The sequence below is a fragment of the Jannaschia sp. W003 genome, assembly GCF_025144335.1.
Taxonomy (GTDB): Bacteria; Pseudomonadota; Alphaproteobacteria; order Rhodobacterales; family Rhodobacteraceae; genus Jannaschia.
The window spans coordinates 866,302-892,401 of record NZ_CP083539.1; the positions used below are offsets into that span (position 1 = coordinate 866,302).

At 72.9% G+C, this 26,100-nt stretch carries 23 protein-coding genes; 11 read left to right on the forward strand and 12 right to left on the reverse strand.

The features are described from left to right. Positions 1-59: 59 nt before the first annotated feature. Complete coding sequence (locus K3554_RS04145; RefSeq protein WP_259943858.1) at positions 60-335, forward strand: hypothetical protein; 276 nt, start codon at positions 60-62, stop codon at positions 333-335. Continuing rightward, on the forward strand, positions 319-675 hold the full coding sequence (locus K3554_RS04150; RefSeq protein WP_259943860.1) for a type II toxin-antitoxin system RelE/ParE family toxin: 357 nt from the start codon (positions 319-321) through the stop codon (positions 673-675). Before K3554_RS04145 ends, K3554_RS04150 begins: the two co-directional genes overlap by 17 nt. Before the next feature lie 20 nt (positions 676-695). Here K3554_RS04150 and ugpB read toward each other — a convergent pair whose 3' ends face one another. From ugpB to K3554_RS04165, 3 genes are all read right to left on the reverse strand, one after another. After that, on the reverse strand, positions 696-2,006 hold the full coding sequence (gene ugpB / locus K3554_RS04155) for a sn-glycerol-3-phosphate ABC transporter substrate-binding protein UgpB (RefSeq protein WP_259943861.1): 1,311 nt from the start codon (positions 2,004-2,006) through the stop codon (positions 696-698). A 133-nt stretch (positions 2,007-2,139) separates the two neighbouring features. Further along, the gene (locus K3554_RS04160; RefSeq protein ID WP_259943862.1) at positions 2,140-2,649 is read right to left on the reverse strand and encodes a CIA30 family protein; all 510 of its coding nucleotides are present in this window, start codon (positions 2,647-2,649) and stop codon (positions 2,140-2,142) included. A gap of 31 nt (positions 2,650-2,680) precedes the next feature. After that, a complete protein-coding gene (locus K3554_RS04165; RefSeq protein WP_259943863.1) occupies positions 2,681-4,204 on the reverse strand; it encodes a trimethylamine methyltransferase family protein in 1,524 nt (507 codons plus the stop codon). Positions 4,205-4,315: 111 nt separating this feature from the next. On the opposite strand from K3554_RS04165, the gene K3554_RS04170 reads away from it, so the two are divergent. From K3554_RS04170 to K3554_RS04185, 4 genes are all read left to right on the forward strand, one after another. Next, complete coding sequence (locus K3554_RS04170) at positions 4,316-6,739, forward strand: FAD-dependent oxidoreductase (protein ID WP_259943864.1); 2,424 nt, start codon at positions 4,316-4,318, stop codon at positions 6,737-6,739. 63 nt (positions 6,740-6,802) lie between these two features. Continuing rightward, positions 6,803-7,243, forward strand: coding sequence for a potassium channel family protein (locus K3554_RS04175; protein ID WP_259943866.1), 441 nt, complete (start codon positions 6,803-6,805; stop codon positions 7,241-7,243). Positions 7,244-7,388: 145 nt separating this feature from the next. Further along, complete coding sequence (locus K3554_RS04180; protein WP_259943868.1) at positions 7,389-8,471, forward strand: polysaccharide biosynthesis protein; 1,083 nt, start codon at positions 7,389-7,391, stop codon at positions 8,469-8,471. A 10-nt stretch (positions 8,472-8,481) separates the two neighbouring features. Continuing rightward, positions 8,482-9,627, forward strand: a complete 1,146-nt coding sequence (locus tag K3554_RS04185) for an NAD-dependent epimerase/dehydratase family protein (RefSeq protein WP_259943880.1) — start codon at positions 8,482-8,484, stop codon at positions 9,625-9,627. Between the two features lie 317 nt (positions 9,628-9,944). Here the strand turns inward: K3554_RS04185 and K3554_RS04190 are convergent, their stop codons facing one another. The 3 genes from K3554_RS04190 to K3554_RS04200 all read right to left on the reverse strand — a co-directional run bounded on the left by K3554_RS04190 (position 9,945) and on the right by K3554_RS04200 (position 13,625). Beyond that, positions 9,945-10,952 (reverse strand): NAD-dependent epimerase/dehydratase family protein, encoded by a 1,008-nt coding sequence (locus tag K3554_RS04190; RefSeq protein ID WP_259943882.1) that lies wholly within the window; start codon positions 10,950-10,952, stop codon positions 9,945-9,947. An 82-nt stretch (positions 10,953-11,034) separates the two neighbouring features. Continuing rightward, positions 11,035-13,221, reverse strand: coding sequence for a glycosyltransferase (locus tag K3554_RS04195; protein WP_259943893.1), 2,187 nt, complete (start codon positions 13,219-13,221; stop codon positions 11,035-11,037). Continuing rightward, positions 13,218-13,625, reverse strand: a complete 408-nt coding sequence (locus K3554_RS04200) for a hypothetical protein (protein WP_259943896.1) — start codon at positions 13,623-13,625, stop codon at positions 13,218-13,220. Before K3554_RS04200 ends, K3554_RS04195 begins: the two co-directional genes overlap by 4 nt. 89 nt (positions 13,626-13,714) lie before the next feature. Here K3554_RS04200 and K3554_RS04205 point away from each other — a divergent pair, with 89 nt between their 5' ends. The 4 genes from K3554_RS04205 to K3554_RS04220 all read left to right on the forward strand — a co-directional run bounded on the left by K3554_RS04205 (position 13,715) and on the right by K3554_RS04220 (position 18,311). Beyond that, positions 13,715-14,920: a hypothetical protein gene (locus tag K3554_RS04205; protein WP_259943899.1), complete on the forward strand. Its 1,206-nt coding sequence runs from the start codon at positions 13,715-13,717 to the stop codon at positions 14,918-14,920. 2 nt (positions 14,921-14,922) lie between these two features. Next, on the forward strand, positions 14,923-15,900 hold the full coding sequence (locus K3554_RS04210; protein ID WP_259943901.1) for a phosphotransferase enzyme family protein: 978 nt from the start codon (positions 14,923-14,925) through the stop codon (positions 15,898-15,900). Positions 15,901-15,972: 72 nt separating this feature from the next. Further along, a complete protein-coding gene (locus K3554_RS04215; protein WP_259943903.1) occupies positions 15,973-16,899 on the forward strand; it encodes a 3-keto-5-aminohexanoate cleavage protein in 927 nt (308 codons plus the stop codon). Beyond that, on the forward strand, positions 16,896-18,311 hold the full coding sequence (locus K3554_RS04220; protein ID WP_259943907.1) for a carnitine 3-dehydrogenase: 1,416 nt from the start codon (positions 16,896-16,898) through the stop codon (positions 18,309-18,311). The genes K3554_RS04215 and K3554_RS04220 overlap by 4 nt, the downstream gene beginning before the upstream one ends. Before the next feature lie 30 nt (positions 18,312-18,341). Here K3554_RS04220 and K3554_RS04225 read toward each other — a convergent pair whose 3' ends face one another. The 6 genes from K3554_RS04225 to K3554_RS04250 all read right to left on the reverse strand — a co-directional run bounded on the left by K3554_RS04225 (position 18,342) and on the right by K3554_RS04250 (position 25,404). Beyond that, positions 18,342-18,893 (reverse strand): DUF1190 domain-containing protein, encoded by a 552-nt coding sequence (locus tag K3554_RS04225; protein ID WP_259943909.1) that lies wholly within the window; start codon positions 18,891-18,893, stop codon positions 18,342-18,344. 19 nt (positions 18,894-18,912) lie between these two features. Next, complete coding sequence (locus tag K3554_RS04230) at positions 18,913-20,109, reverse strand: glutathionylspermidine synthase family protein (protein ID WP_259943912.1); 1,197 nt, start codon at positions 20,107-20,109, stop codon at positions 18,913-18,915. Positions 20,110-20,322: 213 nt separating this feature from the next. Further along, the gene (locus K3554_RS04235; RefSeq protein ID WP_259943915.1) at positions 20,323-20,769 is read right to left on the reverse strand and encodes a GNAT family N-acetyltransferase; all 447 of its coding nucleotides are present in this window, start codon (positions 20,767-20,769) and stop codon (positions 20,323-20,325) included. A gap of 14 nt (positions 20,770-20,783) precedes the next feature. Next, complete coding sequence (locus K3554_RS04240) at positions 20,784-21,041, reverse strand: YjhX family toxin (protein ID WP_259943918.1); 258 nt, start codon at positions 21,039-21,041, stop codon at positions 20,784-20,786. A gap of 758 nt (positions 21,042-21,799) precedes the next feature. Continuing rightward, positions 21,800-22,549, reverse strand: a complete 750-nt coding sequence (locus K3554_RS04245) for a hypothetical protein (RefSeq protein WP_259943921.1) — start codon at positions 22,547-22,549, stop codon at positions 21,800-21,802. A gap of 590 nt (positions 22,550-23,139) precedes the next feature. After that, positions 23,140-25,404, reverse strand: a complete 2,265-nt coding sequence (locus K3554_RS04250; protein ID WP_259943924.1) for an adenosylcobalamin-dependent ribonucleoside-diphosphate reductase — start codon at positions 25,402-25,404, stop codon at positions 23,140-23,142. A gap of 81 nt (positions 25,405-25,485) precedes the next feature. Between K3554_RS04250 and K3554_RS04255 the strand changes: the two genes are divergently transcribed. Further along, positions 25,486-25,911 (forward strand): DUF1489 family protein, encoded by a 426-nt coding sequence (locus K3554_RS04255; protein ID WP_259943925.1) that lies wholly within the window; start codon positions 25,486-25,488, stop codon positions 25,909-25,911. Positions 25,912-26,100: the final 189 nt, after the last annotated feature.

Genomic DNA, 26,100 nt, shown 5'->3' on the forward strand with positions numbered 1-26,100 from the left:
GTCAACGCGCCTTGACGGCGGTGCGACCGGGTCGCACCTTGGGGGAAAGGAGTCTCGCCATGACCGTCAAGCTCTCGATCTCGCTGACCGACCAGCAGGCCGACTATGCCCGCAGGCAGGTGGAGGAGGGGCGGTTCCCGTCGACCTCCGCTGTGATCCAGCAGGCGCTGGAGACCAAGCGGCGGGAGGACGAGGAATATGCCGAATGGAAGGCGGAGTTCGTCGCGATGATGCGCCGGCGCGCGGAGGGTACGTTCCTGCCGGCCGACGAGTTCCGCTCGCGCGTCGAGGCCATGCTGAGCGAGGAGGCACGGCGTCTTGGCGTGGACGGTTGAGTTCGAGACGGTCGCGGAAGAGGACCTTCGCGACATCTTCCGGCATCTTTTCGACTCCCAGCATCGCGTCTTCGAGAACGACGCCCAGACCGCCTACGAGCTTGCGGCGGGACGAGTGCGACGGATCGAGGCCGCCGCCGAGTCCCTCGCCGACATGCCCGGCATCGGCACGGCGCACGACGAGATCGTTTCCAACCTTCGGCACGTGACGCGTGGACGCGCGGTGTTCTGGTTCGTCGCTGACGAGGGCACCCGGACGATCCGGATCGTCGGCGTGTTCTACGGCGCGCAGGATCACATGGGGCGGATGATGCGCCGCCTGGGGGGCGAGGGGGGCTAGGCGCCCCCCTCCCTCGTTGCTCACCGCGAGGCCTGCTCGAAGCGGCGCAGCAGCTGGTCGCCGCGCTCCTTGGCGCTGTCCAGCGCCTCCCGGGCCGTCTTGTCGCCGGCCCAGACGCCCTCCAGCTCCTCGTCGATGATCGTGCGGATCTGGTCGAACGAGCCCAGCCGCAGGCCCTTCGAGTTGGCCGTCGGCTCCACGCGGGTCATCTGCGTGACCGCGATGTCGGTGCCGGGGTTCTCGTCGTAGAAGCCCGCCTCGCGGGTGGCGTCGCCCGCGGCCGCGGTGATCGGCAGGTAGCCGGTGTCCTGGTGCCACTGGGCCTGCACCGGGGTCGAGGACAGGTAGGCCAGGAACTCGGCCACGCCCTGGTAGTCCTCGGGCTCGTGCCCTTCCATGACCCACAGCGAGGCGCCCCCGATGATGGTGTTGACCGGCTCGTCGGTCACGGCGTCGTCGTAGGGCAGGGGCCGCACGTCGAAGTCGAACTGGGCCTCGGCCTCGATGCCCGCGTAGCCCGCGGACGACTCGGTGAAGAGCGCGCATTCGCCGGAGCGGAAGTTGGCGCCGCCCTCGTTGCGGCGCCCCGCGTAGACGAACTTGCCGTCCTCGGCCCACTGGCCCATGCGCTCGATGTGGGCGACCTGTGCCTCGCCGTTGAGCATCAGCTCGGTGTCGGTGCCTGCGAAGCCGTTCTCCTGCGAGGCGAAGGGCACGTCGTGGTAGGCCGAGAAGTTCTCGAGGTGGATCCAGGACTGCCAGGCGGTGGTCATCGGGCACGCGACGCCCGCCTCCTTGAGGGCGTCCAGCGCCTCGCCCACCTGGCTCCAGGTCGAGAGGTCCATGTCGGGGTCGAGGCCGGCCTCGGCGAAGAGGTCGCGGTTCACCCACAGGACGGGCGTGGAGGAGTTGAAGGGCAGCGACAGCATCTCGCCCTCGGGCGTGGTGTAGTAGCCCTTCACGGCGCCGATGTAGGCGTCCGGGTCGAACTCCACGTCGGCGGCCTCCATCACCTCGCCCACGGGTTTGATGGCGCCGGCGGCGCCCATCATCGTGGCCGTCCCGACCTCGAACACCATGAGGATGTGGGGCTGCTCGCCGGCGCGGAAGGCGGCGATGCCGGCGTTGAGGGTCTCGGAGTAGTTGCCCTTGTGGGTGGCGGCGACCTGGTAGTCCTCCTGGGAGGCGTTGAAGTCCTCGACCTGGGCGGCGACCAGCTCGCCGAGGCGGCCGGTGAAGGCGTGCCAGAACTGGATCTCGGTCTGCGCGGCGGCGATGGCGGGCGCGAACGCGGCGGACGCGGCCAAGGCCGCGGTGATCGAAAGTCTCACGATGTCTCCTCCCTTGCGGTGCGACCCGTCTGCGCGGGCGCATCTGCGCGGAGCCTAGGCCGGGGAGGGCGATCCGCTCAACCCCCGCGGCGCCCTGCCCCGGGGCGAGGGCGGGAACGGCATTGACGCAACGCTAACGGTAGAGGCGCAAGTTCGAGACGGCCACGTCGGCGGCGAAGGCGCGGCCCACGGCGACGATGCCGAGGCGGCGGAGTTCGGCCGGGTCGAAGCGGGCGTCGGTGCGGTGGGGCTCCAGCGCGGCGAAGGGCACGCGGACCGTCGCCCACGCGGCGGGCGCGCGGAACGGGGCGCGGAAGCTCTGCCAGGGGCGGCGGAGGGCGTCGGTGCGCAGGCGCACCTCGTAGGTCTCGCCGTTGCCCAAGGTTTCGAAGGCGACGCCGGTCCACTCCGGGCCGACCGGGTCCAGATCGGTGGCGACCTGCACGAAGCCGCCGTCGTTCTCGAGCGAGACCTCGCCGCGCAGGCGCACGGCGTCGCGGCCCTCGACGACCCCTTCCGCGATGGCGCCGGTGGAGACGCCGCCCATCACGGTGTCGGCGACGAACTCCCAGCGGGGGGTCAGGTCCATGGCGTCGGCCTCGGCGGCGAGAGGGAGGAGGGCGAGGAGGAGGGCGCGCAGCATGGGCCGGGAGGTAGGGCGCGGGGCGGCGGCGTCATGGGATGGCGAGGGCGGCGCGCACCGCCCGGTCCTGCGCGGGCGTCAGCCCCTCGGGGTGGTGGGTCGCGAGGAGGTGCCGGGCGCGGGCCTTGGCGCGGCTCCAGGCGTCGGGGGCGCCCGCCTCGGCCCAGGCGGAGGGCGCGTCGCGGTCGGCGAGGGCGGGGTAGTGGTAGTCCCGCTCCATCGCCGCCAGCGTCTCGGGGGCGCCGAGGAAGTGGCCCTCGCCCAGGACGGCGGCGCGGATCGGAGCGAGGTCTAGCGTGGCGTCGGTGACCTCGATGCCGCGCAGCACGCGCAGGACGCCCGCCAGCATGTCGTCGTCGAGCACGAAGGCCTCGAAGCTGGCGCCCAGCAGCGAGGCGGTCATGCCCGCGCTCTCGTAGACGAGGTTCCCGCCCGCGAGGCCGGCGGCGAGGGCGGTGAGCGCCTTCTCGGCGCCGGCCTGCGCGTCCACGGCCTTGGCGTCGGTCATCGAGGCGGCCACGCCCGACACGAGGCCGAGGGCGTTCGAGATCTGCGCCGAGGCCGCGTTCAGCACCGCGATCTCGCCGCCGCCGCCCGCGAAGGCGCCCGAGCGCAGGTCGATCACGAGGGGCCAGTTCGAGAACACCATCGGGAAGCCGGGGCGGATCGCGTGGACCATCGCGAGGCTCGCCAGCGTCTCGGCCAGCGACTGCACGAGGAAGCCCGCGAGCGTGGCGGGCGCGGTGGCGCCGGACTGGGCGGCGGTGATGCAGGACAGCGGGATGCCGTGCCGGATGCACGCGTAGACCACGTCCACCGCGTCCTCGCCGTAGCGCATGGGCGAGATCACCGGCGACACGTGGGCCTTGAGGAAGGGGCGCGCCGCGAAGTCGCCGCCCGCCGCGATGTCGAGGGCGGCCGCGATGGGGGCGACGTGCTCTTCAAGCGTGAAGGCGGTGGCGACGGGCTTGGTGGTGTGGCGCAGGAGCGCGTGGGCGGTGTGGGCGTCCAAGGCCCAGGGGCCTTCGAGGTCGGTGGCGATGCAGCAGCGCGTGAACCACGAGATGTGCGGCAGGGCGTCCTGGAGGCGGGTGAAGTCCCGGAGGTCGCGCAAGGTGGACGGGCGGTAGAGGCCGGTGTCGAGGTCGAGCGCCTGCACCGCCGCGCCGCCGGTGCCGAAATGGACGGCGTCGCCCCCCAGCACCACGTCGCGGCCCGGGGCGCGGCCGTGGAGCGCGATGCGGCGGGGCGCGGCGGCGATGGCCTCGCGCACCAGCGCCTCGGGCAGGAGCACGCGGTCGCCCGCCTCCCGGGCGCCCGCCCGCAGGAGGTCGGCGCGCAGGCGGTCCGGGGCCTCGCCCATGCCCAGGGTCGCCAGAAGCTCCAGCGCGGCGGCGACGATGCGCTCCACCTCCATGCTGCGGAGGGGCCGGTAGCGGCCGCCCGGCGCGCCCGGCGGGCAGGGGTCGACCGTGGGGCCGGCGGCGCGGCGCGCCATGCGGTCGGTGCGGCCCGAGCGCCGGATGCGCCCCGTGGACGTCGTGCCTTCGCTCATGCCGATCTCCCTCCGCGCGACGGAACGCCGGATCGCCTCCCCGCGCAAGCCGCGCGCGCCATTGACGCCCCCGGCCCGCCCGTGCGTGGTGCGCGAAAAGGGGACGCGGACATGCGGGATCAGGCACGGGTCGTCGTGATCGGCGGCGGCATCGCGGGATGCTCGACGCTCTACCATCTGACGCGCGAGGGCTGGAGCGACGTCATGCTGCTGGAGCGCGACGAGCTGACCTCGGGAACCACCTGGCACTCGGCGGCGCAGGTCACGAACTTCGGGATGAACCAGACGATGGTGGGGCTGAAGAGCCATTCCATCGCTCTCTACCGGGAGCTGCGCGACGATCCCGACTATCCCGTCGGCTACAACCACGGCGACGGCGGCATCCGGCTGGCGAACACCGAGGCGCAGATGGACGGCTACCGCCACTTCGCGTCCGTGGCCGCCGGCATGGGCGTCGACTTCGAGGTGATCGACGCGGCCGAGTGCGCCCGGCGCCACCCGCTGATCTCCGCAGACAACCTGCTCGGCGGGCTGTGGGACCCGTCCGACGGCCACATCGACCCCGCCCAGCTCTGCCAGGCGCTGGCCCGGCGGGCGCGGCTGGCGGGGGCCGAGGTGAACCGGCACACGCCGGTGACGGGGCTGATGCAGCATCCGGACCATACGTGGACCGTGCACACCGCGAAGGGCGACGTGCGTGCCGAGATCGTGGTGAACGCGGGCGGCTACCGCTGCAACGAGGTGGGCGCGATGATGGGGGCGCGGCACCCCGTCGCCTCGATGGAGCACCAGTACTTCCTGACCGAGGACATCCCGGCCATCGCCAATGCCGGCCACCGGATGCCGCTGCTGCGCTGCCCGATCTCGGACTACTACTGCCGCCAGGAGAAGGGCGGGCTCCTGCTGGGCTTCTACGAGCAGGACTGCCGCACCTGGGGCATGGACGGGATCGACCCGCACTTCACGAACGCGCTCTGCCCTGACGACCTCGACCGCGTCACGGACGTGCTGGAGGGGGCGTTCGCGCGGATGCCCGCGCTGATGGAGACCGGCATCCGCGAGGTGGTGAACGGGCCGATCACCTACACCATCGACGGCGCGCCCCTAGTGGGGCCGATCCCGGGTCTGCGCAACGCCTTCTGCATCGTGGGCCTTCGAGCGGGCTTGGGCGAGGGCGGCGGCCACGGCTGGCTGCTGGCACAGCAGATCGTCCATGGCGAGGCCGAGTACGACACTTGGGTCGTCGACCCCCGCCGCTTCGGCCCCTGGGCCACGGTGGAGCTGACCGCCTTCAAGGCGGTCGAGGACTACCGCAACGAGTTCCGCTTCCACTTCCCTCACGAGCACCGCCCCGCCGGGCGCCCCGTGCGCACCACGCCTCTGACGCCGGTGCTGGCCGCCGAGGGCGCGCACTTCGCCACCGTCGACGCCTGGGAGCGGGTGGATCACGGCGGCGGCGCCGAGGCGACGCTCGGCTTCCGCTTCGACGACGTGGAGCGCTTGGTGGGCGAGGAGGTGGCGGCCGTGGCCTCGGGCGTGGGCATCACCGAGGTCTCGGGCTTCAACCGGCTGGAGCTGACCGGCAGGGACGTGCGCGGGTTCCTCGAGCGGATGTGCTGCGGCGCGGTGCCGAAGCGCGAGGGGCGGCTGGGGCTGGCCTACCTCCTGAACCACCATGGCATGGTGAAGTGCGAGGCCACCTTGGCGAACCTGCCCGCCTCGGACCGCGGCCCGGCGCGGGTCTGGTACGGCTCGGCCGCCGCCTCGGCGCGCCACGACCGCGACTGGCTGGAAGCGCACCGGCGGCCTGGCGAGGACGTGGGCATCCGCTCGCTGACGGAGACGCACACCATCCTGCTCGTCGCGGGCCCGAAGGCGCGCGCGGTGCTGTCCGGGGCGGCGCGCGGCGACTGGTCGCGCGAGGCGTTCCCGTGGCTCTCGGTGCGCGAGGCGCACGTGGGCATCGCGCCGGCCACCGTGATGGCGGTCAGCTTCTCGGGCGAGCTGGCCTACGAGGTCCACGTCCCCAACGAGAGCCTCCACGCCGCCTGGCTGGCGCTGCGCCGGGCGGGCGAAGCGCATGGGCTGCGCCTCTTCGGCGCCCGCGCGGTGGAATCCATGCGGATCGAGAAGGGGTTCCTCCACTGGAAGGCGGACCTGCTGACCGAGTTCGACCCCTTCGAGACCGGGCTGGACCGCTTCGTGCGCATGGACCGCGTTTTCGTGGGCCGCGAAGCGCTGGAGCGGCGGCAGGCGGAGGGGCCGCGGCGGCGCCTCGTGACACTGCGCCTCGACTGCGACCACGCGCCCGCCCACGGCGGCGCCTCGGTGCGGGACGGGGGGCGCATCGTCGGCACCGTCACGTCGGCCGCCCGGGGGCACCGCACGGGGACGAACCTGGCGCTCGCCTTCGTGGACCCGGCGATGGCCGAGCCGGGCATGCGGGCGACCGTGGACGTGCTGGGCGAGGCGGTGGCGGCGGAGGTGATCGCGCCCTCGCCCTACGACCCGGACCACGCGCGGATGCGCGGCTAGGGCCTGGGCGGGGCGGGCCGGCGCGCTAGGCTTCCGCCCGTTCCCCCGACGGAGGCGCCGCGCGTGATCCTCGCCATCCTCTACTCCGCCCTCCTGATCGGCCTCTGCACCGCCCTGCATTACGGCGCGCTGCGCCTCGCGGCGGGGGCGATCCGGCCGGGGCGGGCCACGGGCGCGGCGCTGATGCTCGCGGTGGGCCTGATCGCGGTGGCCCACAGCCTCGAGGCGCTGATCTACGCCGGCGCCTTCTGGCACGCGGCGCACGGGCTGGGGATCGGCACGCTCACGGTGTCCGGGCAGGAGGGCGAGGCGCCCGCGTTCATGGACTACTTCTACTTCAGCCTCGTGAACCTCACGACGCTGGGGCGGGGCGACTTGGTGCCGAACGGGCACCTGCGGTTCATGACCGGGGCCGAGGCGTTCCACGGCTTCCTGCTGATCACCGCCTCGGGCTCGTTCGTGCTGCAGGTCATGGCCGGCAGGAACCCGTTCCGCGGCGGCTAGATCCCCGTGGCGGCGGCTCTCCGCGACCCGTGCGCTACACTCGGGGGGGCTGGCGGCGCGTCGCTTGCGACACCCCGACCCGCGCGATACGGGGGGCGCGCATCGCGACGGGCGGGTGCGACGGGGCAAGCTAGGGCGTAGGCGCATGACGGACGGCATCGATTTCTCGGACCGCAAGGTCGCCATCACCGGCGGCGCGGGCTCGGTCGGCAAGGCGGTGATCCGCCACTTCCAGGAGGTCGGCGTGGGCCACCTGCGGGTGCTCGACAACAGCGAGGCGCAGCTCTTCGACCTCGAGGAGCAGTACCGCGGCGTGCCGAACATCGAGTTCTTCACCTGCGACGTGCGCTCCGAGACCGAGCTGGAGCGGTGCTTCTCGGACATGGACCACGTGTTCCACATGGCGGCCCTCAAGCACGTGCCGCTGTGCGAGCGCTCGCCCTTCTCGGCCCTCGACGTGAACATCGCGGGCAGCGGCTCGGTGATCCGCGCCGCGGACCGCGCGGGCGTGCGGCGGGTGCTCTTCACCTCCACCGACAAGGCGGTGAACCCCACCAACGTCATGGGCACCTCGAAGCTGATGGGCGAGCGCCTGTTCACCGCCGCCGCCTCCATGGGCGGGCGCGGCAACGACCGGCCCGTCTTCGCCTCGACGCGCTTCGGCAACGTGGCCGGCACGTCCGGATCCGTGATCCCGCTCTTCGCCGCCCAGATCGCCAGGGGCGGCCCCGTCACCGTCACCGACGAGCGCATGACCCGCTTCGTGATGACCCAAGGCCACGCCGCGCGGCTCGTGATCGACTCGATCCGCTACGCCCACGGCGGCGAGGTGTTCATCACCAAGATGCCGGCGCTGCGGATCATCGACCTGGCCCACGAGATGATCGCGGTCTTGGCCCCGCTCTACGGCCACGACCCCGCGAGCATCGAGGTGCGCGTCACCGGCTCGCGTCCGGGCGAGAAGCTCTACGAGGAGCTGTCCACCGAGGAGGAGTCGCGCCGCATCTTTGAGGGCGACGAGTACCTCGTGGTGCTGCCCGCGCTGGCCCCCTTCGAGGCGGACGAGGTGACCGCGCGGTTCGCCGATCTGAACCTCGAGCCCACCGACCGCATCTACCACTCCGAGCACGCCGAGAAGATGACCGGCGAGGAGATCCGCGACTTCCTGATGCAGGAGGACGTGCTGCCGGCCGACACGCTCGCCCGCCTGCACGCATCCGCGACCTGAGGAGACCCCCATGCGCGTTCTGATCCTGGGCGGCGACGGCTATCTCGGCTGGCCCACCGCCATGAACCTGTCGGTCCACGGCCACGAGGTCGCGGTCTGCGACAACTACCTGCGCCGGCGCCTGTGCCGCGAGCAGGACAGCGAGGCGCTGTTCGAGCCGCCCAACCTCCATCAGCGCGCCCGCCGCTGGGCCGAGGTGTCGGGCCACGAGGTCGCGGTGCGGATTGGCGACCTGTGCGACTGGGCGTTCATCGACGCGCTGTTCGCCGAGTTCCAGCCCGAGGCCGTGGTGCACTACGCCGAGCAGCCCTCGGCGCCCTACTCCATGAAGGACCGTCACACCGCCACGGTGACGTTCCAGAACAACCTCATGGCCACGTTCAACGTGATCCAGGCCATGAAGGCCCACGTTCCGGACGCGCACCTCGTCAAGCTCGGCACCATGGGCGAGTACGGCACGCCCAACATCGACATCGAGGAGGGCTTCCTCGAGATCGAGCACAAGGGCCGCACTGGCAAGTTCCTGTTCCCGCGCGCCGCCGGCAGCCTCTACCACACCACCAAGGTGCTCGATACGGACCTGCTGTGGTTCTACGTGCGCATGTGGGGCCTGACGGTCACCGACCTGATGCAGGGCCCGGTCTACGGGCTGGAGACCGACGAGAACGAGGGGCACCCCGACCTCTACCCGTTCCTGAACTACGACGAGATCTTCGGCACCGTGCTGAACCGCTTCGTGGTGCAGGCCGTGGCGGGCTACCCGCTCACGGTCTACGGCAAGGGCGGGCAGACGCGCGGCTACCTCAACATCCGCGACACCCTCCAGTGCATCCGGCTGGCCATCGAGAGCCCGGCGCCCAAGGGCGAGCTGCGCATCTTCAACCAGTTCACCGAGACGTTCTCGGTCAACCAGCTGGCCGAGATCGTGCGCGCCTCGGGCGAGCGCCTCGGACTGGACGTCGAGGTGAAATCGCTGCCCAATCCCCGCAAGGAGATGGAGGAGCACTACTACAACCCCACCCACACCGGCCTCATGGAGCTGGGGCTCGAGCCGAACCTGCTGACCGATGCCGTGATCGACCGCCTGATGCGCGCGGTGATGGAGCACCGGGACGCCATCGACCACGACCGCATCTTCCGCGGCGTGAAGTGGTAGGGGCCATGGGGCGCTGACATGGGGGCCGTGCCGCGAGGCGCGGCCCTCTTTCGTTTGGGGGGGCTCCGCCCCCGGCCCTGCGGGCCGCCCCCGAGGTATTATTGAAACGAAGACGGGGGGATCGGTGGGCCCCTCCCGCCACGCCCCGGACTCGATCCGGGGCCTCCGGGGGCAACCGGGCGCTTCGCTCCGCAGTGGCAGCGCAAGCGGTTGGCCGAGGCCCCGGCTCAGGGCCGGGGCGTGGCGGGTCTCTCCGTCTTCGTTTCAAAAATACCTCGGGGGCGGCCCGAAGGGCCGGGGGCAGAGCCCCCTGCGCCCTAAGCCCCCCGTGCCACGAACCAGTCCAAGGTCCGCGCCAGCCCCTCGTCGAGCGTCGTCTGCGCCTGCCAGCCCAGCCGCTCGCGCGCCTTCCGCGTGTCCGAGAAGTTGCGGGCCACGTCGCCGAGGCGGGGCGCGGCGCGCTCCACGGGCGGGACGGCGAGGCCGCGGGCCTCGGCCATGGCCACCAGCTTGTCCACGATCTCGTTCACGGTGGTCTCGCGCGCGGTGGCGATCTGGAAGATTTCGCCCGCGGCCCCGTCCACGGCGGTGCCGGCCATGATGGCGTCCGTCAGGTCGTCGATGTAGATGAAGTCGCGGGTCTGGGTGCCGGCGCCGTAGATCTCGATGCCCTCGCCCCGCACGATCGCGTCGCAGAACCGCGCCACGGCGCTCGACTTGTGGCCCGAGTTCGGCCCGTAGACGTTGCCGAAGCGCAGGGCGACCGTGCCCACCCCGAAGGTGCGCGCGTAGGCCGAGCAGTAGCCCTCGCCCGCCAGCTTGCTCGCGCCGTAGGGCGAGACGGGCTTCGCGGCCAGCTCCTCGTGGATCGGCGGCTCGACCTCGCCCACGGGCGCGCCCGAGGACGCCATCACGAAGCGGATCCCGTCGCCGGCGGCGCGCGCGGCCTCGAGCATGTTGAGCGTGCCCACCACGTTGGTGATGCAGTCGGTGCGCGGGTCCGCGACCGAGGGCGCCACGCCGGTGTTGGCCGCGAGATGCACGATGGCGTCCGCGCCCCGGGCCGCGGCGCGGCAGGCGTCCGCGTCGCGGATGTCGCCGCGCACGATCTCCACCGCGTCCTCCCAATCGCCCGGCGCATCCCTCACGTCGCCGTCCGAGAGGCCGAGCGCGCCGGGCGTGCCCACGGACAGGTCGTCGAGCACGCGGATGCGCGCCTCGGGCGCCTCGCGGCGCAGGCGGGCGACGAGGCTGGAGCCGATGAAGCCGCAGCCGCCGGTGACGAGCCAGTGCCGGGGAAGCGAGGAGCGGGAGGGTGTGGACACGGGACGGGCAGCCTTCGGTGGGAGGGGGCGCCCCGCAGCTAGCTGCTGGCGGGGGCGACGGCAACCGGGCCCGCCGCCGCCCTCAGGCCGCGGTGCGGGCGGTGCCGGGGGCGCGCAGGCGCTCGGCCAGCGCCTCGATCCGGCGCCGCTCGGCCGCGCCGCGCCACAGGAGCGAGGGGTCGAAACCCTCGCAGCGCACGCCCGCCCCGAGGGGCCGCAGCCAGATCGCGTAGCCCTCGCGCAGGGCGAAGCAGGCGAGCTTGAGGCCGGGGTGGTGGTCGGGCAGCATCCGCAGGTGGGCGCCCGCATCCTCGGAGGCGGCGCGCACCGCCTCCAGCAGCGCCGGGTCCAATGCTGCGCCGGGGCGCGTGGCGCGGCGCAGGAGCGGCAGCGCGCTGCGCTCCAGCAGATGCAGCGCGAAGGCGCCGGCTTCGGGGTGAAGGCCGTTGCCGCGGAACGCTGCGCGGGCGAGGCGCCGGGCAAGGGCGAGGCGCTCCACCGACGGCGGCGCGGGGCTGCTGACGGCTGGCGCGAGCGCGGGGTCGAGGTGCACCCGCTCCGCCGAGGCGGCCACCGCGGTGGCCAGCACGTCCTCCAGCCGCGCGGTGCCCTCGGGCATGCGCGCGAGGGTCTGCCGCAGGAAGCGCAAGGAGACCAGCCGCCCCGCGAGGGTGCGCTCCGCGAACCAGGAGCGGTCGCGGCCCAGATGCGTGAGGGTCTCGGCCGGGTCGCCCGGCGGGAAGCCGGTGGCGATCTCGGCGCCGGCCTCGGCGGCGGCGCGCGCGGCGCGGTCCAGTAAGGCGGGGTCGGGCAGGGGGCCGGGCGCGGCAAGGAGGAGCCAGTCGCCTTCGAGCGCGTCCAGCGCGGCGGGCGGCGTGCCCGCGGCGTCGGCGCCGGGGGGCAGGGCGAGCGCGCCGTCGCCCGCGCCTGCCAGCACCACGCGCTGCCCGGGCAGGAGGCGCGGGCGCAGCGCCTCGGCCTCGGCGCGGCGGGCCTCGGGGACGACGACCGTGATCTCGGTGCCGGGGGTCTCGGCGGCGTCCAGCGGGCGGGCCCCGAAGGCCAGCCGCTGCACGGCGCGCACCGCGCGGGCCTCGGCGCCGGTGCCGAAGCGCTGCGCGAGCCGCGCCTCGGGCGTGGCCACGTCGGCGCGCGCGGCGGCGATCACCGCGTCCCAGCGGCGGAACACGCCCGCCGGGTCGAACATCGCGCTCTCCTCCAGCGCCGCAGCCCCCCAGCGCGCGCGGGCCGCGTCGTCGCGCGCCGCCCGCAGCATCGCGGCCGCGAGGTCGGCGGCGTCGTCGCCCGAGTCGGGGACGAGCAGCCCGTTGCGGTCGTCCACGATCAGCGCGTTGGTGCCGGGGCAGGACGCGAAGCCGATCGAGGGCAGGGCGTGGCGCATGGCCTCGGCCACGCAGTTCGGCAGCCCCTCCTGCTTGGACGCGATCAGGTGGATGTCGGAGCGCCCGTACTCGCGGCCGATCCGGTCGGTGGGCGGGAACAGGCGCACGCGCTCGCCAAGGCCCGCCGCCTCCACGAAGGCGGCGATCTCGCGGTGCACCTCGGAGCCGTGGCTGCCCGAGAACATGTGGAAGTCCCAGTTGGGCAGATCGGAGGCCACGCGCGCGAAGGCCTGCACCGCGGCGAGGCCGTTCTTCACCGCCTTCAGGCCCCCGACGTTCAGGAACACCCGCCGCGGCTCCGTGCCGCGCAGCGCCACGTCCGACGGGTCGGCGGGCGGGAAGGCGTTGGGGAAGGCCACCGTGGCGGGGCGCAGCGCCTCGGGCACGCTCTCGCGGTAGGCCTCGAGCACGAAGCGCACGCGGGCGCACTGGGCGAACAGGGCGGCGCGCTCCAGCGCGGCCTCCTCGGGCGCGATGAGCTTGGGCTCGGCCCACATGGTCGACAGGATGCGCCCGGGGTTCGAGCCCTCGTGGGCGATGATCGGCACGCCGGTCGCGGCCACCGCGGTGGTGACGGGCGCGAACCAGTAGCCGGTCATGAACTCGATCACCACGTCGGGGCGGAAGCGCTCGACCGTGCGCGCGGCCTCGCGGGGGCTCATGTCGATGGGCAGGAGCGTGACGCCGGGGTCCACCGGGTAGGCGATCTTTCCGTCGGGGCGGTGGCGGAACATCAGCGCCGCCGCGCCGCCCGAGCGGGTGACGTGGTTGGCGAGGTTCACGGCCGTCTTCTCCATGCCGCCCGGTCCGAGCGACAGCGCCGCCGAGACCAGCAGCACGCGGGGCGGCGTGGCGGCGTCAGTCACCCCGGCCGCCCCCCCCGCAGGGCGCGGAGCTTCCCGCGCAGGCCCAGCATCCCCTGCAGCGGGCCGACGGTGAGCGCGCGCACCGCCTCGCCCGTGCGCCACGTGCGGCTGCGCAGCAGCGCCTCCAGGTCGGCCTGTGCGGCGTCCCGGGCGCGCAGGGCCTCGGCCAGCTCCTCCTCGATCGCGAGGCTCCAGTCCTCGGAGATGACCGCGGTCGCGGCCTCGGAGTGGGGCGGCGCCGAAGCCGCGGCGGTCCCGGGCACGGTGTCGGCGGCGTCGCGCAGGCACCGCGCCTCGGCGCGCGCCTCGGCGAGCCGGGCGATCAGCAGCGCGTGCCCCGGGTCGGCCTCGCTGGCCGCGTAGGCGTCGCTGGTCGCAGCGTCCTGTCGGTGGGTGTCGGTCAAGCGGCGTCTCCTCGGCCCGGATGCGCCCGTGGGGGCGGCGGCGGGTTGGCGGTGGCCCTCGCCGCGAGGCGCGTGATACAGCCACCGCCATGGCGATCCAACCCGTTCCCTCGCCCGACGCCGGCTCTCCGCTCGCGTCCGTGGCGCCCCTCGGCATGCCCCGCACGGGGCGCCGCCCGTGGTGCCCGGTGCGCCTCGGGCTCCTCGGCGGCGGCGACCTCCACGACCTCCTGCGCACCGAGATGCCGGTGCTGGCCCTGGGCCCCGACGACCTCGCCGCAGCGCTCGGCGGCCTCGTGGACGCGGTGCTGGTGGAGACCGAGGTGGCCGACCCGGACGGCGCGTGGCCCGGCATGCTCCACGACGCGCCCGCCGGGACGGTGGTGGCGGCGGCGGAGCGCGCGGGCGTGCCGGCGATCCTCTTGCACCGCGGCGGGGCCGAGGCGGCGCGGTGGCACCGCGCCCTCGCCGAGCGCTGCGCCGGCGTGATCGTCACGGATGCCACCGCCGCCGACGCGTTCGCGGACGCCGTGCTCGCGCCCGAGCCGGCGTGCTTCGCCCGCCTCCACGCTCCCGCCGACCCGCGCGCCGTGGCCGACGCGCCGGGCGTCGTGTTCGGCGCCGAGCCCGCCGCGCTCCGCCCCTTCGCACTGCGCCCCGTTCCCCTCACCACCCCCGCCGCGTGGGACCGCGACGCGCGGCGGATCGAGGCGTTGCTCGCCCGCTCGCCCGCCGCCGTGCTCGCTCCGGGCGTGGACGCGGCGCTGGGCATGCGCGTCCTGCTGCGCGCCGCCGCCTGCGGCTGCCCCTTGGTCGCGGGCGAGGACGCTGATGCGGACCTCGCGGCGTTCCGGGGGGAGGGGGCGGAGCTGCGCTTCGCGCTTTCGCGCTTGCTGCTGGACCACGACGCGGCGGCCGAGGCCACGGCCCGCGCCGCCCGCCACGCGTGGCAGGCCCACCGCGCCGCGCACCTCGCCGCGGCCATCGCCGCGCTCGCCGGACGCCCCGCGCCCGTGCCCGCGCCGGTGCTCGCGGTGGAGGGGGGCGACCGCGCGGACCCGTCCGCGGCCACCCACGTCGTCCGCCTCGCCGACGGCCTGCAGCTCGACCCCGACGCCCTGCTCGACCTCACCGTGGCCCTCGACGCTCACGCCCCCGCCCGCGTCGAAGGCCCCGAGGGCGAGGCCGCCCTCCTCGACGTGCGCCCCGTGGGCACGGCGGACGGCCCGGTGCTGCGCTTCGATCCGCGTCCCGGCGGCGGCCTCGTGCGGCGCTGGACGCTCGCGGACGGCTAGGCGTGGACGGCGTGGGCGACCCGCTGCTGCGCCTCGCCCGCGCGGCGCCGACGTGGTGGGACCTGCCCGCGGGCACCCCGGCGCGACTGATAAACCTCTCCGAGAACGCCACCTTCCGCCTCGACCCGCCGGGCGGCGCGCCGCTGATCCTGCGCGTCCACCGCCCGGGCTACCACACGCGCCGCGCCATCGAGTCCGAACTGCTCTGGGTCGACGCCCTGCGTGCGAGCGGCGCCCCGGTGCCCGAGTGGGTGCCGGGCCGCGACGGGCGGGCGGTGCAGGAGGCGGCCGTGCCCGGGATCCGGCGCCGCGCCGTGCTGTTCCGCCACCTCCCCGGCGCTCACCCGGACGAGCGCGGCGACCTCGTGCCCGGCTTCGAGACCCTCGGCGCCACCGCCGCCCGCCTCCACGCCCACGCGCTGGAGTGGCGCCGCCCCGAGCCGTTCGAGCGCCTGCGCTGGGACGTGGACGCCGTGTTCGGCCCCCGCGCCATCTGGGGCGACTGGCGCCGCGCGCCCGGCGTGACGCCCGCGCTCCGCCCCGTGCTGGAGCGCGTGGAGGCCGAGGTGCGGGCGCGCCTCGCGGCCTACGGCACGGCGCCGGACCGCTTCACCCTCGTCCACGCCGACATGCGCCTCGCGAACCTCCTGGTGGACGGCACGACGACACGGCTGATCGACTTCGACGACTGCGGCTTCGGCTGGCTGATGTACGACTTCGCCGCCGCGATCTCGTTCATGGAGGACGACCCCCGCGTGCCCGCCCTGCGCGCCGCCTGGCTGCGCGGCTACCGCACCGTGCGCCCCTTGGGTGCCCGCGACGAGCGGGAGATCGGCACCATGACGATGCTGCGCCGCATGGCGCTGCTCGCCTGGATCGGGACGCACATGGAGGCCCCCGAGCCGCAGGCGCTCGCCCCCGACTTCGCCGCCCGCACGGCTCGGCTCGGCACGGCGTGGCTGGAGGGGCGGATGCCCTGAGGTGGCGCGGCGCTTCCCTGCGGGCGCCGTTTCGCGCACGTAGAGGCAGCCCCATGCGCGAGGACGCCGCCGATGCCCCTGGAGATGAACCGCGAGGTGATGATCACCTGCGCCGTGACCGGCTCGGGCGCGACGCAGGACCGCTCGCCCCACGTCCCCCGCTCGCCCGCCGAGATCGCCACGAGCGCCATCGACGCCGCCAAGGCCGGCGCCGCGATCGTCCACTGCCACGTGCGCGACCCCGAGACGGGCGCGCCCTCGCGGCGACTGGACCTCTACCGCGAGGTGACGGAGCGCATCCGCGACGCCGAGGTCGACGTGGTGCTGAACCTCACCGCCGGCATGGGCGGCGACCTCGTGTTCGGCTCGGCCGAGACGCCGCTGCCCCTCGCGGCCGGCACCGACATGATCGGCGCCGAGGCCCGCCTCGCTCACGTCGCCGAGTGCCGCCCCGAGATCTGCACCCTCGACTGCGGCACCATGAACTTCGCCGAGGCCGACTACGTGATGTGCAACACCCCCGGGACCTTGCGCGCCATGGGCCGGGCCATCACCGCCATGGGCGTGCGCCCTGAGATCGAGGCCTTCGACACCGGCCACCTCTGGCTCGCCAGGGAGCTGGTGCGCGAGGGCGTGCTCGCCGCGCCCGCGCTGGTGCAGCTCTGCATGGGCGTGCCCTGGGGCGCGCCCGACGACCTGCGGACCTTCCTCGCCATGGCGGACGCGGTGCCGGCGGACTGGACCTGGTCGGCCTTCTCGCTCGGCCGCCACCAGATGCCTTACGTCGCCGCCGCGGTGCTCGCGGGCGGCAACGTGCGCGTGGGGCTGGAGGACAACCTGATGCTCGGGCGCGGCCAGCTCGCCACCAACGCGCAGCTCGTGGAGCGCGCCGTTGGCATCGTGGAGTCCCTGGGCGCCACGGTGGTCGGCCCCGACGCGGTGCGGTCGCGGCTGGGGCTAACGAAGCGGGCGCCGCTGGCGCCGGGGGCGGCCCGATGAAGGCCGCGATCGTCGGCGGCGGGGTGATCGGCGGCGGCTGGGCCGCGCGGTTCCTCCTGAACGGCTGGGACGTGGCCGTGCACGACCCCGACCCCGAGGCCGCCCGCAAGGTCGCCACCGTCGTCGACGGCGCGCGCCGGGCGCTGCCCATGCTCTACGACGCGGCGCTGCCGCCCGAGGGCACCCTCGCCTTCGAGACGCGGCTGGAGGACGCCGTCCGGGACGCCGACTGGGTGCAGGAGAGCGTGCCGGAGCGGCTCGACCTCAAGCACCGCGTCCTCGCGGCCATCGACGCCGCCGCGCCCGAGGGCGCCGTGGTCGGCTCCTCCACCTCGGGCTTCAAGCCGTCGGAGCTGATCGCGCAAGGCGCACGGGCCATCGTCGCCCACCCGTTCAACCCGGTCTACCTGCTCCCCCTCGTGGAGTTGGTGGGCGACGCCGCCACCTGCGCGCGCGCCGCGGACACCTTGCGCGCCGTCGGCATGCATCCCCTCCACATCCGCCGCGAGATCGACGCCCACGTCGCCGACCGCCTGCTCGAGGCGGTCTGGCGCGAGGCGCTCTGGCTCGTGACCGACGGCATCGCCACCACCGCCGAGATCGACGACGCGATCCGCATGGGCTTCGGCCTGCGCTGGGCGCAGATGGGCCTGTTCGAGACCTACCGCGTGGCCGGCGGCGAGGCGGGCATGCGGCACTTCATGGAGCAGTTCGGCCCCGCGCTGGCGTGGCCCTGGACCAAGCTCATGGACGTCCCCGCCTTCACGCCCGAGCTGGTGGAGACCATCGCCGCCCAGTCCGACGCCCAGTCCGGCCACCTCTCGATCCGCGAGCTGGAAGCCTCGCGCGACCGCAACCTCGTCGCCATCCTGCGCGCCCTGCGCCATGCGGGCGCCGGCGCCGGTGCCGTGATCGCCGCCCACGAAGCCACGCTCGGACGCCCCATGACCGCGCCCGGCCCCGATCCGGTGGAGACCGTGCGCCGCACCGTCCCCTCGTCCTGGACCGACTACAACGGCCACATGAACGAGGCCCACTACGGCGAGATGGGCGGGCAGGCGACCGATCGGTTCATGGAACTGATCGGCGCGGGTCCGGACTACGTGGCCGGCGGCCTGAGCTTCTTCACGGTCGAGAACCACGTCCGCTACCTCGCCGAGGTGCGGGCCGGCGAGCACCTGCGCGTCACGACGCAGGTGCTGGGCGGCGACGGGCGCAAGATGCACCTGTTCCACCGCATCGAGCGGGCGGGCGGGACCGTGGCCACGATGGAGACGTTCCTGCTCCACGTCGACCTGCGCACCCGCCGCGCCGCGCCGCCCGCGCCCGCGGTGGCCGCGGCGCTGGGCGCCTGGGCCGAGGCCCACGCCGCGCTGCCCCGCCCCGAGGGCGCGGGGCGGGCGATCGGCTAGCGCGGCGGCGGCGCCCGCCCGGAGCGGCCCTCAGCCGCCCGCGCCGAATCCTCCGGACGTGCGCGCGGCGCCGAAGCCGCCCGAGCGGGCCACGGTGGAGCGCGTCAGCGGCGCCGCGTTGCGCGTGCTGGCCGCCTTGGACGTCAGCGCCGACGCCCCCACCGAGCCGCGGCCCGAGAGGCTGCCCGCCCGCGTCGACCCGTCGGTGGTGGCGAAGCCCCCGCCCGCCGCCGGCACCATCGCCCGCGAGGCGAAGCCGCGCCCGCCCAAGAGCTGCCCCATCAGGAACCCCGCCATCAGCGGCATGAAGATCGAGGGGCGCGACTCGTCCTCGATGCAGGCGCCCTCACCGTGCTCGGCCTCGCAGACCTCACGCGCGTCGTAGCGGGGCGCGGTCTCGTCGTGCTCGGCCAGCGCCTCGGCGTACTGCTCCTCGCACAGCTCCGAGCCGTACTCGCTCGACGCGCAGCTCTCGGGGTCGTCGAAGATCACCACGTCGGTGCGGTCCTCCTGGCAGCCCGCGAGCGCCAGGGCGCTCGCCGCGCCGAGCAGGATGATCCGTCTGGGTGCCGATGCCTTCATGGCGTCCTCCTGTGCCGTGTCACGGCTCGATGTAGTGCGGCTTGAAGCGGCTGAGGTCCTGGGTGATGCGCGAGCGGTCCTCGCGGATCCCCAAGGCCACGCAGGTCTCGCCCACGATCCACGTTCCCATCACCGGGCGGAAGCCCCCCATCTCGGGCAAGGGCGCGTGGGCCTGCACCACGGTGGGGTGCGCGTCGTAGGCGGCGTTGGCGGAGGCCTCCAGCACGGCGCCGTCCGCGCCCTCGATCCGCACGCCCGCCCCCTCGCGCGAGAAGATCGGCTTGCGCACCGTGCCCCGCGCGAAGTGCCCGGCGGCGTGGGCCCGGTCCCACGCGGGCGAGCCCGCGTCGGCCTCCAGGAAGGTGGGCAGGAGGTTCGGGTGGCCCTCGAACATCTCCCACAGGACAGCGAGCAGCGCCTTGTTCGAGACCAGCGCCTTCCAGGGCGGCTCCAGGAAGCGCGTGCCCGAGGCCGCCAGCGCGTCCGCCGCCTCGTCGCGCAGGAAGTCCTCCCAGGGGTAGAGCTTGAAGAGCGTGCCGATCACGCGCGCCTCCTCGTCCACCAGCCGCCCCGAGGGGTCGATGCCCACCGCGCCGATGTCGACGTAGTGGGCGCCGAGGCCGGCGTCGCGCGCGGCATAGGCCATGGTCTCCACGGTGGCGTAGTCCTCGGCGGCGCCCGCCACGGCGGCGAAGTGGACCTGCTCGCCGGGGCCGCAGATCTCCGCCAGCCGCTCGGCCAGCGCCTCCTGCAGGCGGTTGAGCTGGTCGGATCCCTCCGGGATCAGCCCCGCCGCGCGCGCGCCCTCCAGCCAGTCCCACTGGAAGTGCCCCGCCTCGTAGAGCGAGGTGGGCGTGTCGGCGTTGTACTCCAGGAGCTTGGCCGGCCCCTCGCCGTCGTAGGCCAGGTCCATGCGCCCATACAGTTCCGCCTCGCCCGCCTCCCAGGAATCGGCCACGAAGGCCATGTGCGCCTCGGGGATGCCGAGCCGCGCCATCCGCGCCTCGTCGCCCGCGACCCGTGCCGCCGCCTCGCGCGCCATGGCGTGCAGCTCGGTGGAAGGGTCCTCCAGCCGGGTCTCGATCTCGTCGAGCGTGAACGCGTAGGCGCTGGTCTCGTCCCAGTAGGGCTCGCCATGCATGGAGTGGAACGTGAACCCCGCCTCCTCGGCCCGCGCCTGCCAGTCCGGCCGCTCCGTCCCCTCGACCTTGCGCATCGACGCCTCCACCCCGTTCGCACTGGACATAGGGCATCGGGCGCCGCGGGCGAAGGGCGGATCGGGTCCGACCTGCGACCCGGCGCGGAGAGGGCCGGCGTCCTCGTCGAGCGTACCCGGAAGCGGCGGTAGCCGCAGGCGCGTCTCGCGTCGTTCTTCCGATCAGGAGATGCCCGCCCCCTGTGGCGGGGAGCGGGCCGTCCTCCTCGGGAGTCACGCACCCGGCATCGCCATCTTGCGGCTGACGTGACCGGACGGCTCGTGCAGCTCATCCCCTACGAACTCGAACCCGTAGCGCTCGTAGAAGGGCCGACCGAGTTCGTTGTCGCGGAAGACCTCGACGGTCAGCGGACCCTTGAGAGCGACCGCATGGTCCACCAGCGCCCGGCCGTGGCCGCGGCCGTGCATCGCCGGATCGAGGAACAGGCCGCCGATCTCGTTGCCGATGAGGGCGATGAAGCCAACGACGGTCCCGCCCACCTCCAGAAGATAGGTCTCCGCGTTCGGCAGGTAGATGTCGCGCATGGCCCGATGCACCCCGGCGACGAAGTCCTCGGAAAGAAAGGGGTGGGCCAGCGCGTTCGCGCGCTGCCAGACATCGATCACCGGTTCGATGTCTTCCGCCCGGTAGGGGCGGATGGTTCGGCTCGTGTCGTTCATCGTCTTGGTCCTTCTCAGCGTTGGTCGAGTTGCGAGCGCACGGCGACGATCCCCGCCCGCGTGGCGCGGTAGGGCTTGCCGTTCGTGGATCGGATCAGGCGGCGCTTCTTGAGGCGGTCGAAGACCGGCAAGGTGCAGTCCTCGAGCACGTGGCCTTCGCGTGTGAGGCACGAGACGTCCGCTACCTTGCCCGAGGGCAGGCGCTCGAAGTGGATCGCGCCGCCGCGCGCGAGCACGTGCAGCACGCGCTGCTCGTGTTTGGAGATGTTCATTGGCTTCGCTTCGGTCAGGTCGAACGAGACCGTCCCCCCGGCATCGCGCGCGGGTGGGTGGTCATATTGTCGATTCCGTCGATCCTGAGCGGTCCGGATTCACCCGCAGGGGCGTTCGGTCCTCGGGTTCAGGTCACGGATCTAGCGGCTTGCCGCAATCTCGGACATCAAAGCTCCTGTGCCGGGCAAAGGCCCGACTGGTCGCGGCCCTAACGGGCCGGCCGTTCCAAAGCAACCGTCTCGGAGGACACGGTCCGCCGCGACAGCCGAGACGGACCGAGACGGGTTGCGGGCACGTCCGACCATTCTCGATATCGGCAGCTTTCGACCGACACAGCTGTAGGGGCCCGGGAATAACTGCCACTGATAGAACCTGAACCCCTCGTTTCGTTGAGTTTCCCAAATCGCCCGGCGGCCAATCCTTCCTCTGGGCCCGCGGTTATCTTCCACCGGCCGGAAAGGAAAACGCCGCCCCAAGGGCGGCGTTCGCTGTGGAAGACGGGCGCCATGCTGTCCCTGTCCCAATCCAGAAGGTGTGTTGCCGCCATTCTGAACGACAGCCAGTTGGCTCGCGTCGGTGAATGGGCCGATCAGGTTACCGGCGGCTTGTCTGCCGGGGAGGTCGAAGCCTGCATCTGACAAGCTAAGAAACAGCGAACTCCTGCCGGATCATCAAAGACTTTCTTCGGCAAGATGTGGTGAATCTGGAAATTTAGCATTCCCGTTGGACGATCTCCGAAATCCAATGATGAACATTCTTAGTGAACGGTCTTTTTCACGCAGCGACGCAGGTTCCAGCCGCGCGTCAGCTTCGCCGCCGAGAGTGCCTTCGCAACGCGGTCCGATAGGAACAGAGCACCATCGAGGCGATCGTCCAACCAGACTTCAGAAGCATCTTCATGCGGAGGCAGGACGACAAGAACGTCGTCCCGATCCGGTGCCGTTACGGAGAATCGAGCTTCGCCATCCTTCAGACGGCCGACGCGTTTGCGCAGCCTCTCCGACTCCTCGATCACCACATCCCGCCGACATGTCAGCACTTGCATCACCGACAGCGCCGCGCCCTCCCAGAGCGGCGCCGTCCGCGCGGCGTTCAGCACTTCGATTTCGTGAAAGCGCAGTGGTCCGGGGTCGAGGTCTTCGAGGAGCGCCCGGGTCTCGGCGGTGACGACCCAGCTACCGAAAAGAAGCATGAAGGGCTCTGGTTGATTCGATGCTGTCGAGCCTCGGCAAAGCGAATACGTTCTCGAAATCTCTTCGTCGGACAACGCTTCGCCCGACTGAATCTTGCGCATTGCTTCACGCGACACCTTGACCACGGCGGCCAGCTCGTCGCGGGTCATGCTCCGCTCGTCTTCTTCGTGGCGCCCGATCGGCAGGATCGGTTTCGCCGCGTTCACATCCACGCTCGCGCTCGCGAACCAGACCTTCGTAGGCGATACCTTCCCATCCGACTCCTTCGCCATCGCCACGCTTCCTTCCAAGTCCGTTTCCTCCGTCATCGCCACCGCCGTTCGAGAAGTCCTTTGTCTGCCGCTCGCAATCGCACCAATCGTCCGATCCTGTCGCACGATGTCCTTGGAGGCGTGTTCCTTCCGGCAACTCCTTTCGGAAAAATCGGCGAGAACCAGTCTTGATCGGAATTCGATTTCATGCTTGCGAGCTTTGCTCGCCCCCCGCTGGGGGAACACACCAACTCCGCCGCAGCAATTGGTCCCGTTCGTAGGCCAATATAATTTCGGAGCAGGGGCGGATCGATCGCATGGTCGGGCACGTGCTTTGCATCAAGGATGCCCGAACAGCGTTGACGCCACCCTGTCTCGTCGTCTCCGGCGCTGGGCAGAAGGAAGCGATGAGACCTTGAACCTAGGCGTGTTCGGACGAGCACCGGAACAGTTCCACATGTGTAGTCTGGCGTGACAGTTGCAGCGGGCCAGCATGAGATGCTGACGTGTCCGATATTTTCCCGAAACGGCAGCCTTTCATGGCCGCAGCAATATAGCCCGATGACAGATAACCACATGTCAAGAAGGCAGCTATTTCCCCCGAAATGGCAGTTTTCGACCGGCGCCGGCACCGACAACACAGCCCCGCGCCCCTAGCCGCACTCCGAATGCCCGCAGGCGGCGCAGGTCGCGCAGCCCTCGACGCGGCGCAGGGCCGGGGCGCCGCAGCGGGGGCAGGCGGGCAGGCGGGGGGCGTCCCCATCCCCGGGGGCGGACAGGCCCTCGGCCGCGCCGAGGAAGCCGATCGCCACCATGTGCCGCTCGATCACGTCGCCGATCGCCGCCAGGATCGAGGGCACGTAGCGCCCCTGCACCCAGGCCCCGCCGCGCGGGTCGAAGACGGCCTTCAGCTCCTCGACCACGAAGGAGACGTCGCCGCCGCGCCGGAACACCGCCGAGACCATGCGCGTCAGCCCCACCATCCAGGCGAAGTGCTCCATGTTCTTGGAGTTCACGAAGATCTCGAAGGGCCGCCGCCGCCCGTCGAGCATCACGTCGTTGATGGTGATGTAGAGCGCGTGCTCGGAGTTCGGCCAGCGCAGCTTGTAGGTCTGCCCATCCAGCTGCTCGGGCCGGTCGAGCGGGTCGGTGAGGTGGACCACGGTGCCGTCGGCGGAGACCGGGCGGGGCGCCGCGGGCGCCGCCTCCGGCACGTCCGGCTCCGCCTCCAGCACGCTGCCCGTGACCGCGTTCGGGCGGTACGTCGTGCAGCCCTTGCACCCCGTCCGCCACGCCTCGAGGTAGACGTCCCCGAAGCGCTCGAACGAGATGTCCGCCGGCACGTTGATCGTCTTCGAGATCGACGAGTCCACCCACCGCTGCGCCGCCGCCTGCATCGCCACGTGCTCCGCCGGCTCCAGCGTCTGCGCGGTCACGAGGTAGCCGGGCAGGGGGGCGTCGCCGTGGAGCCTCCGCCACTCGGCGACCGCGAAGTCCTCCACCGTCTCCTCGCGGTGCGTCCCGTCCGGCAGGAGCACGCGGCGGCGGTAGCTCGTGGCGAAGATCGGCTCGATGCCGGACGAGACGTTGCCCGCCAGCAGCGAGATCGTGCCCGTGGGGGCGATCGAGGTCAGCAGCGCGTTGCGCAGACCGTGGCGCGCCACGAGGTCGCGCACGTCACCGTCCAAGCGCGCGATCATGGGCGCCTCCAGGAGCGCGTCGTCCCACAGCGGGAACCGCCCCTTCTCGGCGGCCAGCTCCGCCGAGGCGCGGTAGGCCGCGTTGGCGATCCGCTGCAGCCACGCCCCCGTCCGCTCGGCCGCCTCGGGGGAGCCATACCGCAGCCCGCACATGGCGAGGGCGTCCGCCAGCCCCGTGACCCCCAGCCCGATCCGCCGCTTGGCCCGCGCCTCGTCCGCCTGCGCCTGCAGGGGAAAGCGCGAGGCGTCCACCACGTCGTCCAGCATCCGCACCGCGGTGGCGGTCAGCGCTTCCAGCTCCGCCACGTCGACCGCGGCCCCCGCCTCGAACGGCGCCCGCACCAGCCGCGCGAGGTTCAGCGAGCCGAGCAGGCACGCGCCGTAGGGCGGCAGCGGCTGCTCGCCGCAGGGGTTGGTGGCCGAGATCGTCTCGACGTAATGGAGATTGTTCTCCGCGTTGATGCGGTCGATGAAGATCACGCCCGGCTCGGCGTAGTCGTAGGTCGCCCGCAGGATCGCCTCCCACAGCCCGCGCGCCCGCACGGTGCGGTAGGTGCGGCCCTCGAACACCAGCGGCCAGTCGGCGTCCCGCTCCACCGCCTCCATGAACGGGTCGGTCACCAGCACCGAGAGGTTGAACATCCGCAATCGCGTCGGGTCGCGCTTGGCCTCTATGAACCGCTCCACGTCCGGGTGGTCGCAGCGCAACGTCGCCATCATGGCGCCGCGGCGCGAGCCGGCGGACATGATCGTGCGGCACATGGAGTCCCACACGTCCATGAAGCTGAGCGGGCCCGACGCCTCCGCCGCCACCCCTGCCACGGGCGCGCCCATGGGGCGGATGGTCGAGAAGTCGTAGCCGATGCCGCCGCCCTGCTGGAGCGTCAGCGCCGCCTCGCGCAGGTGCGCGAAGATCGCGCCCATGTCGTCCTCGATCCGGCCCATCACGAAGCAGTTGAAGAGGGTGACCGAGCGGTCCGTGCCCGCGCCCGCCACGATCCGCCCGGCGGGCAGGAAGCGGAAATCCTGCAAGGCGGCGCGGAAGGCGGGGCGGTGCGCGTCCGGGTCGGCCTCCTGCGCGGCCAGCGCGCCGGCGATGCGGTCCCACGTGTCCGCGATCGTGGCGTCGACGGGGGTGCCGTCGGCGGCCTTGAGGCGGTACTTCATGTCCCAGATGCTCTGGGCGATGGGGGCGGCGAAGTCGGTCGTGGAGGCCATCGCGTCGGGTCCATCGTCAAGGGGTGGTTGCGCGGGCGCGCGTTCCTTCTAGATATAGCGCCGCGAGGCGGGGGAGTCACGATGGCGGTCCATCTCATCAAGCTGAGCGTCGGCACCCGCGACATGGCGGGGCTCGCGAAGTGGCAGCGCGATGCCCGCGCCAAGGGCCCCTGCGGCAACCCGCGCCACGTCACCCGCATGTGGCCCAAGCGCGAGGCCGAGCTGGTCGACGGCGGCTCGATCTTCTGGGTGGTCAAGGGCGTGCTGCTCTGCCGCCAGCGCATCCTGCGCCTCGAGGAGGTGCGCCGCGCCGACGGCCTGCGCCGCTGCGGCATCGTGCTGGAGCCGGGTCTGGTCCCCGTGGCGCCCCGCCCGGTGCGCGCCTTCCAGGGCTGGCGCTACCTCAAGCCCGAGGACATGCCCGGCGACGTGGACCCCGAGCGGGCCGACGAGGCCCCGCTGCCGGCGAAGCTGCAGCTGGCATTGGCCGAGATGGGGGTGCTGTAGGGGCCGCCACGCCCCGGCGCTGCGCTGGGGCCTCCCCCCACCGCCGGCGCCCCGCTCCGCAACGGCAGCGCCAACGGCCCCCGGAGGCCCCGGATCAAGTCCGGGGCGCACTCCCACGCCCGCCACCAAGCCTCCCAACGGAATCGAAGTCGCTTTCGCCCCGCCCCCCGTCGCCCGCGCCGCGCGCCG

Coding starts and splice junctions, on each gene's coding strand:
- K3554_RS04165 (WP_259943863.1), bottom strand. CDS start 4,204: ATGAGCGAAGGCACGACGTCCACGGGGCGCATCCGGCGCTCGGGCCGC.
- K3554_RS04235 (WP_259943915.1), bottom strand. CDS start 20,769: ATGAACGACACGAGCCGAACCATCCGCCCCTACCGGGCGGAAGACATC.
- K3554_RS04215 (WP_259943903.1), top strand. CDS start 15,973: ATGCCCCTGGAGATGAACCGCGAGGTGATGATCACCTGCGCCGTGACC.
- K3554_RS04230 (WP_259943912.1), bottom strand. CDS start 20,109: ATGCGCAAGGTCGAGGGGACGGAGCGGCCGGACTGGCAGGCGCGGGCC.
- K3554_RS04160 (WP_259943862.1), bottom strand. CDS start 2,649: ATGCTGCGCGCCCTCCTCCTCGCCCTCCTCCCTCTCGCCGCCGAGGCC.
- K3554_RS04255 (WP_259943925.1), top strand. CDS start 25,486: ATGGCGGTCCATCTCATCAAGCTGAGCGTCGGCACCCGCGACATGGCG.
- K3554_RS04250 (WP_259943924.1), bottom strand. CDS start 25,404: ATGGCCTCCACGACCGACTTCGCCGCCCCCATCGCCCAGAGCATCTGG.
- K3554_RS04185 (WP_259943880.1), top strand. CDS start 8,482: ATGCGCGTTCTGATCCTGGGCGGCGACGGCTATCTCGGCTGGCCCACC.
- K3554_RS04225 (WP_259943909.1), bottom strand. CDS start 18,893: ATGAAGGCATCGGCACCCAGACGGATCATCCTGCTCGGCGCGGCGAGC.
- K3554_RS04220 (WP_259943907.1), top strand. CDS start 16,896: ATGAAGGCCGCGATCGTCGGCGGCGGGGTGATCGGCGGCGGCTGGGCC.
- K3554_RS04240 (WP_259943918.1), bottom strand. CDS start 21,041: ATGAACATCTCCAAACACGAGCAGCGCGTGCTGCACGTGCTCGCGCGC.
- K3554_RS04170 (WP_259943864.1), top strand. CDS start 4,316: ATGCGGGATCAGGCACGGGTCGTCGTGATCGGCGGCGGCATCGCGGGA.
- K3554_RS04180 (WP_259943868.1), top strand. CDS start 7,389: ATGACGGACGGCATCGATTTCTCGGACCGCAAGGTCGCCATCACCGGC.
- K3554_RS04145 (WP_259943858.1), top strand. CDS start 60: ATGACCGTCAAGCTCTCGATCTCGCTGACCGACCAGCAGGCCGACTAT.
- K3554_RS04205 (WP_259943899.1), top strand. CDS start 13,715: ATGGCGATCCAACCCGTTCCCTCGCCCGACGCCGGCTCTCCGCTCGCG.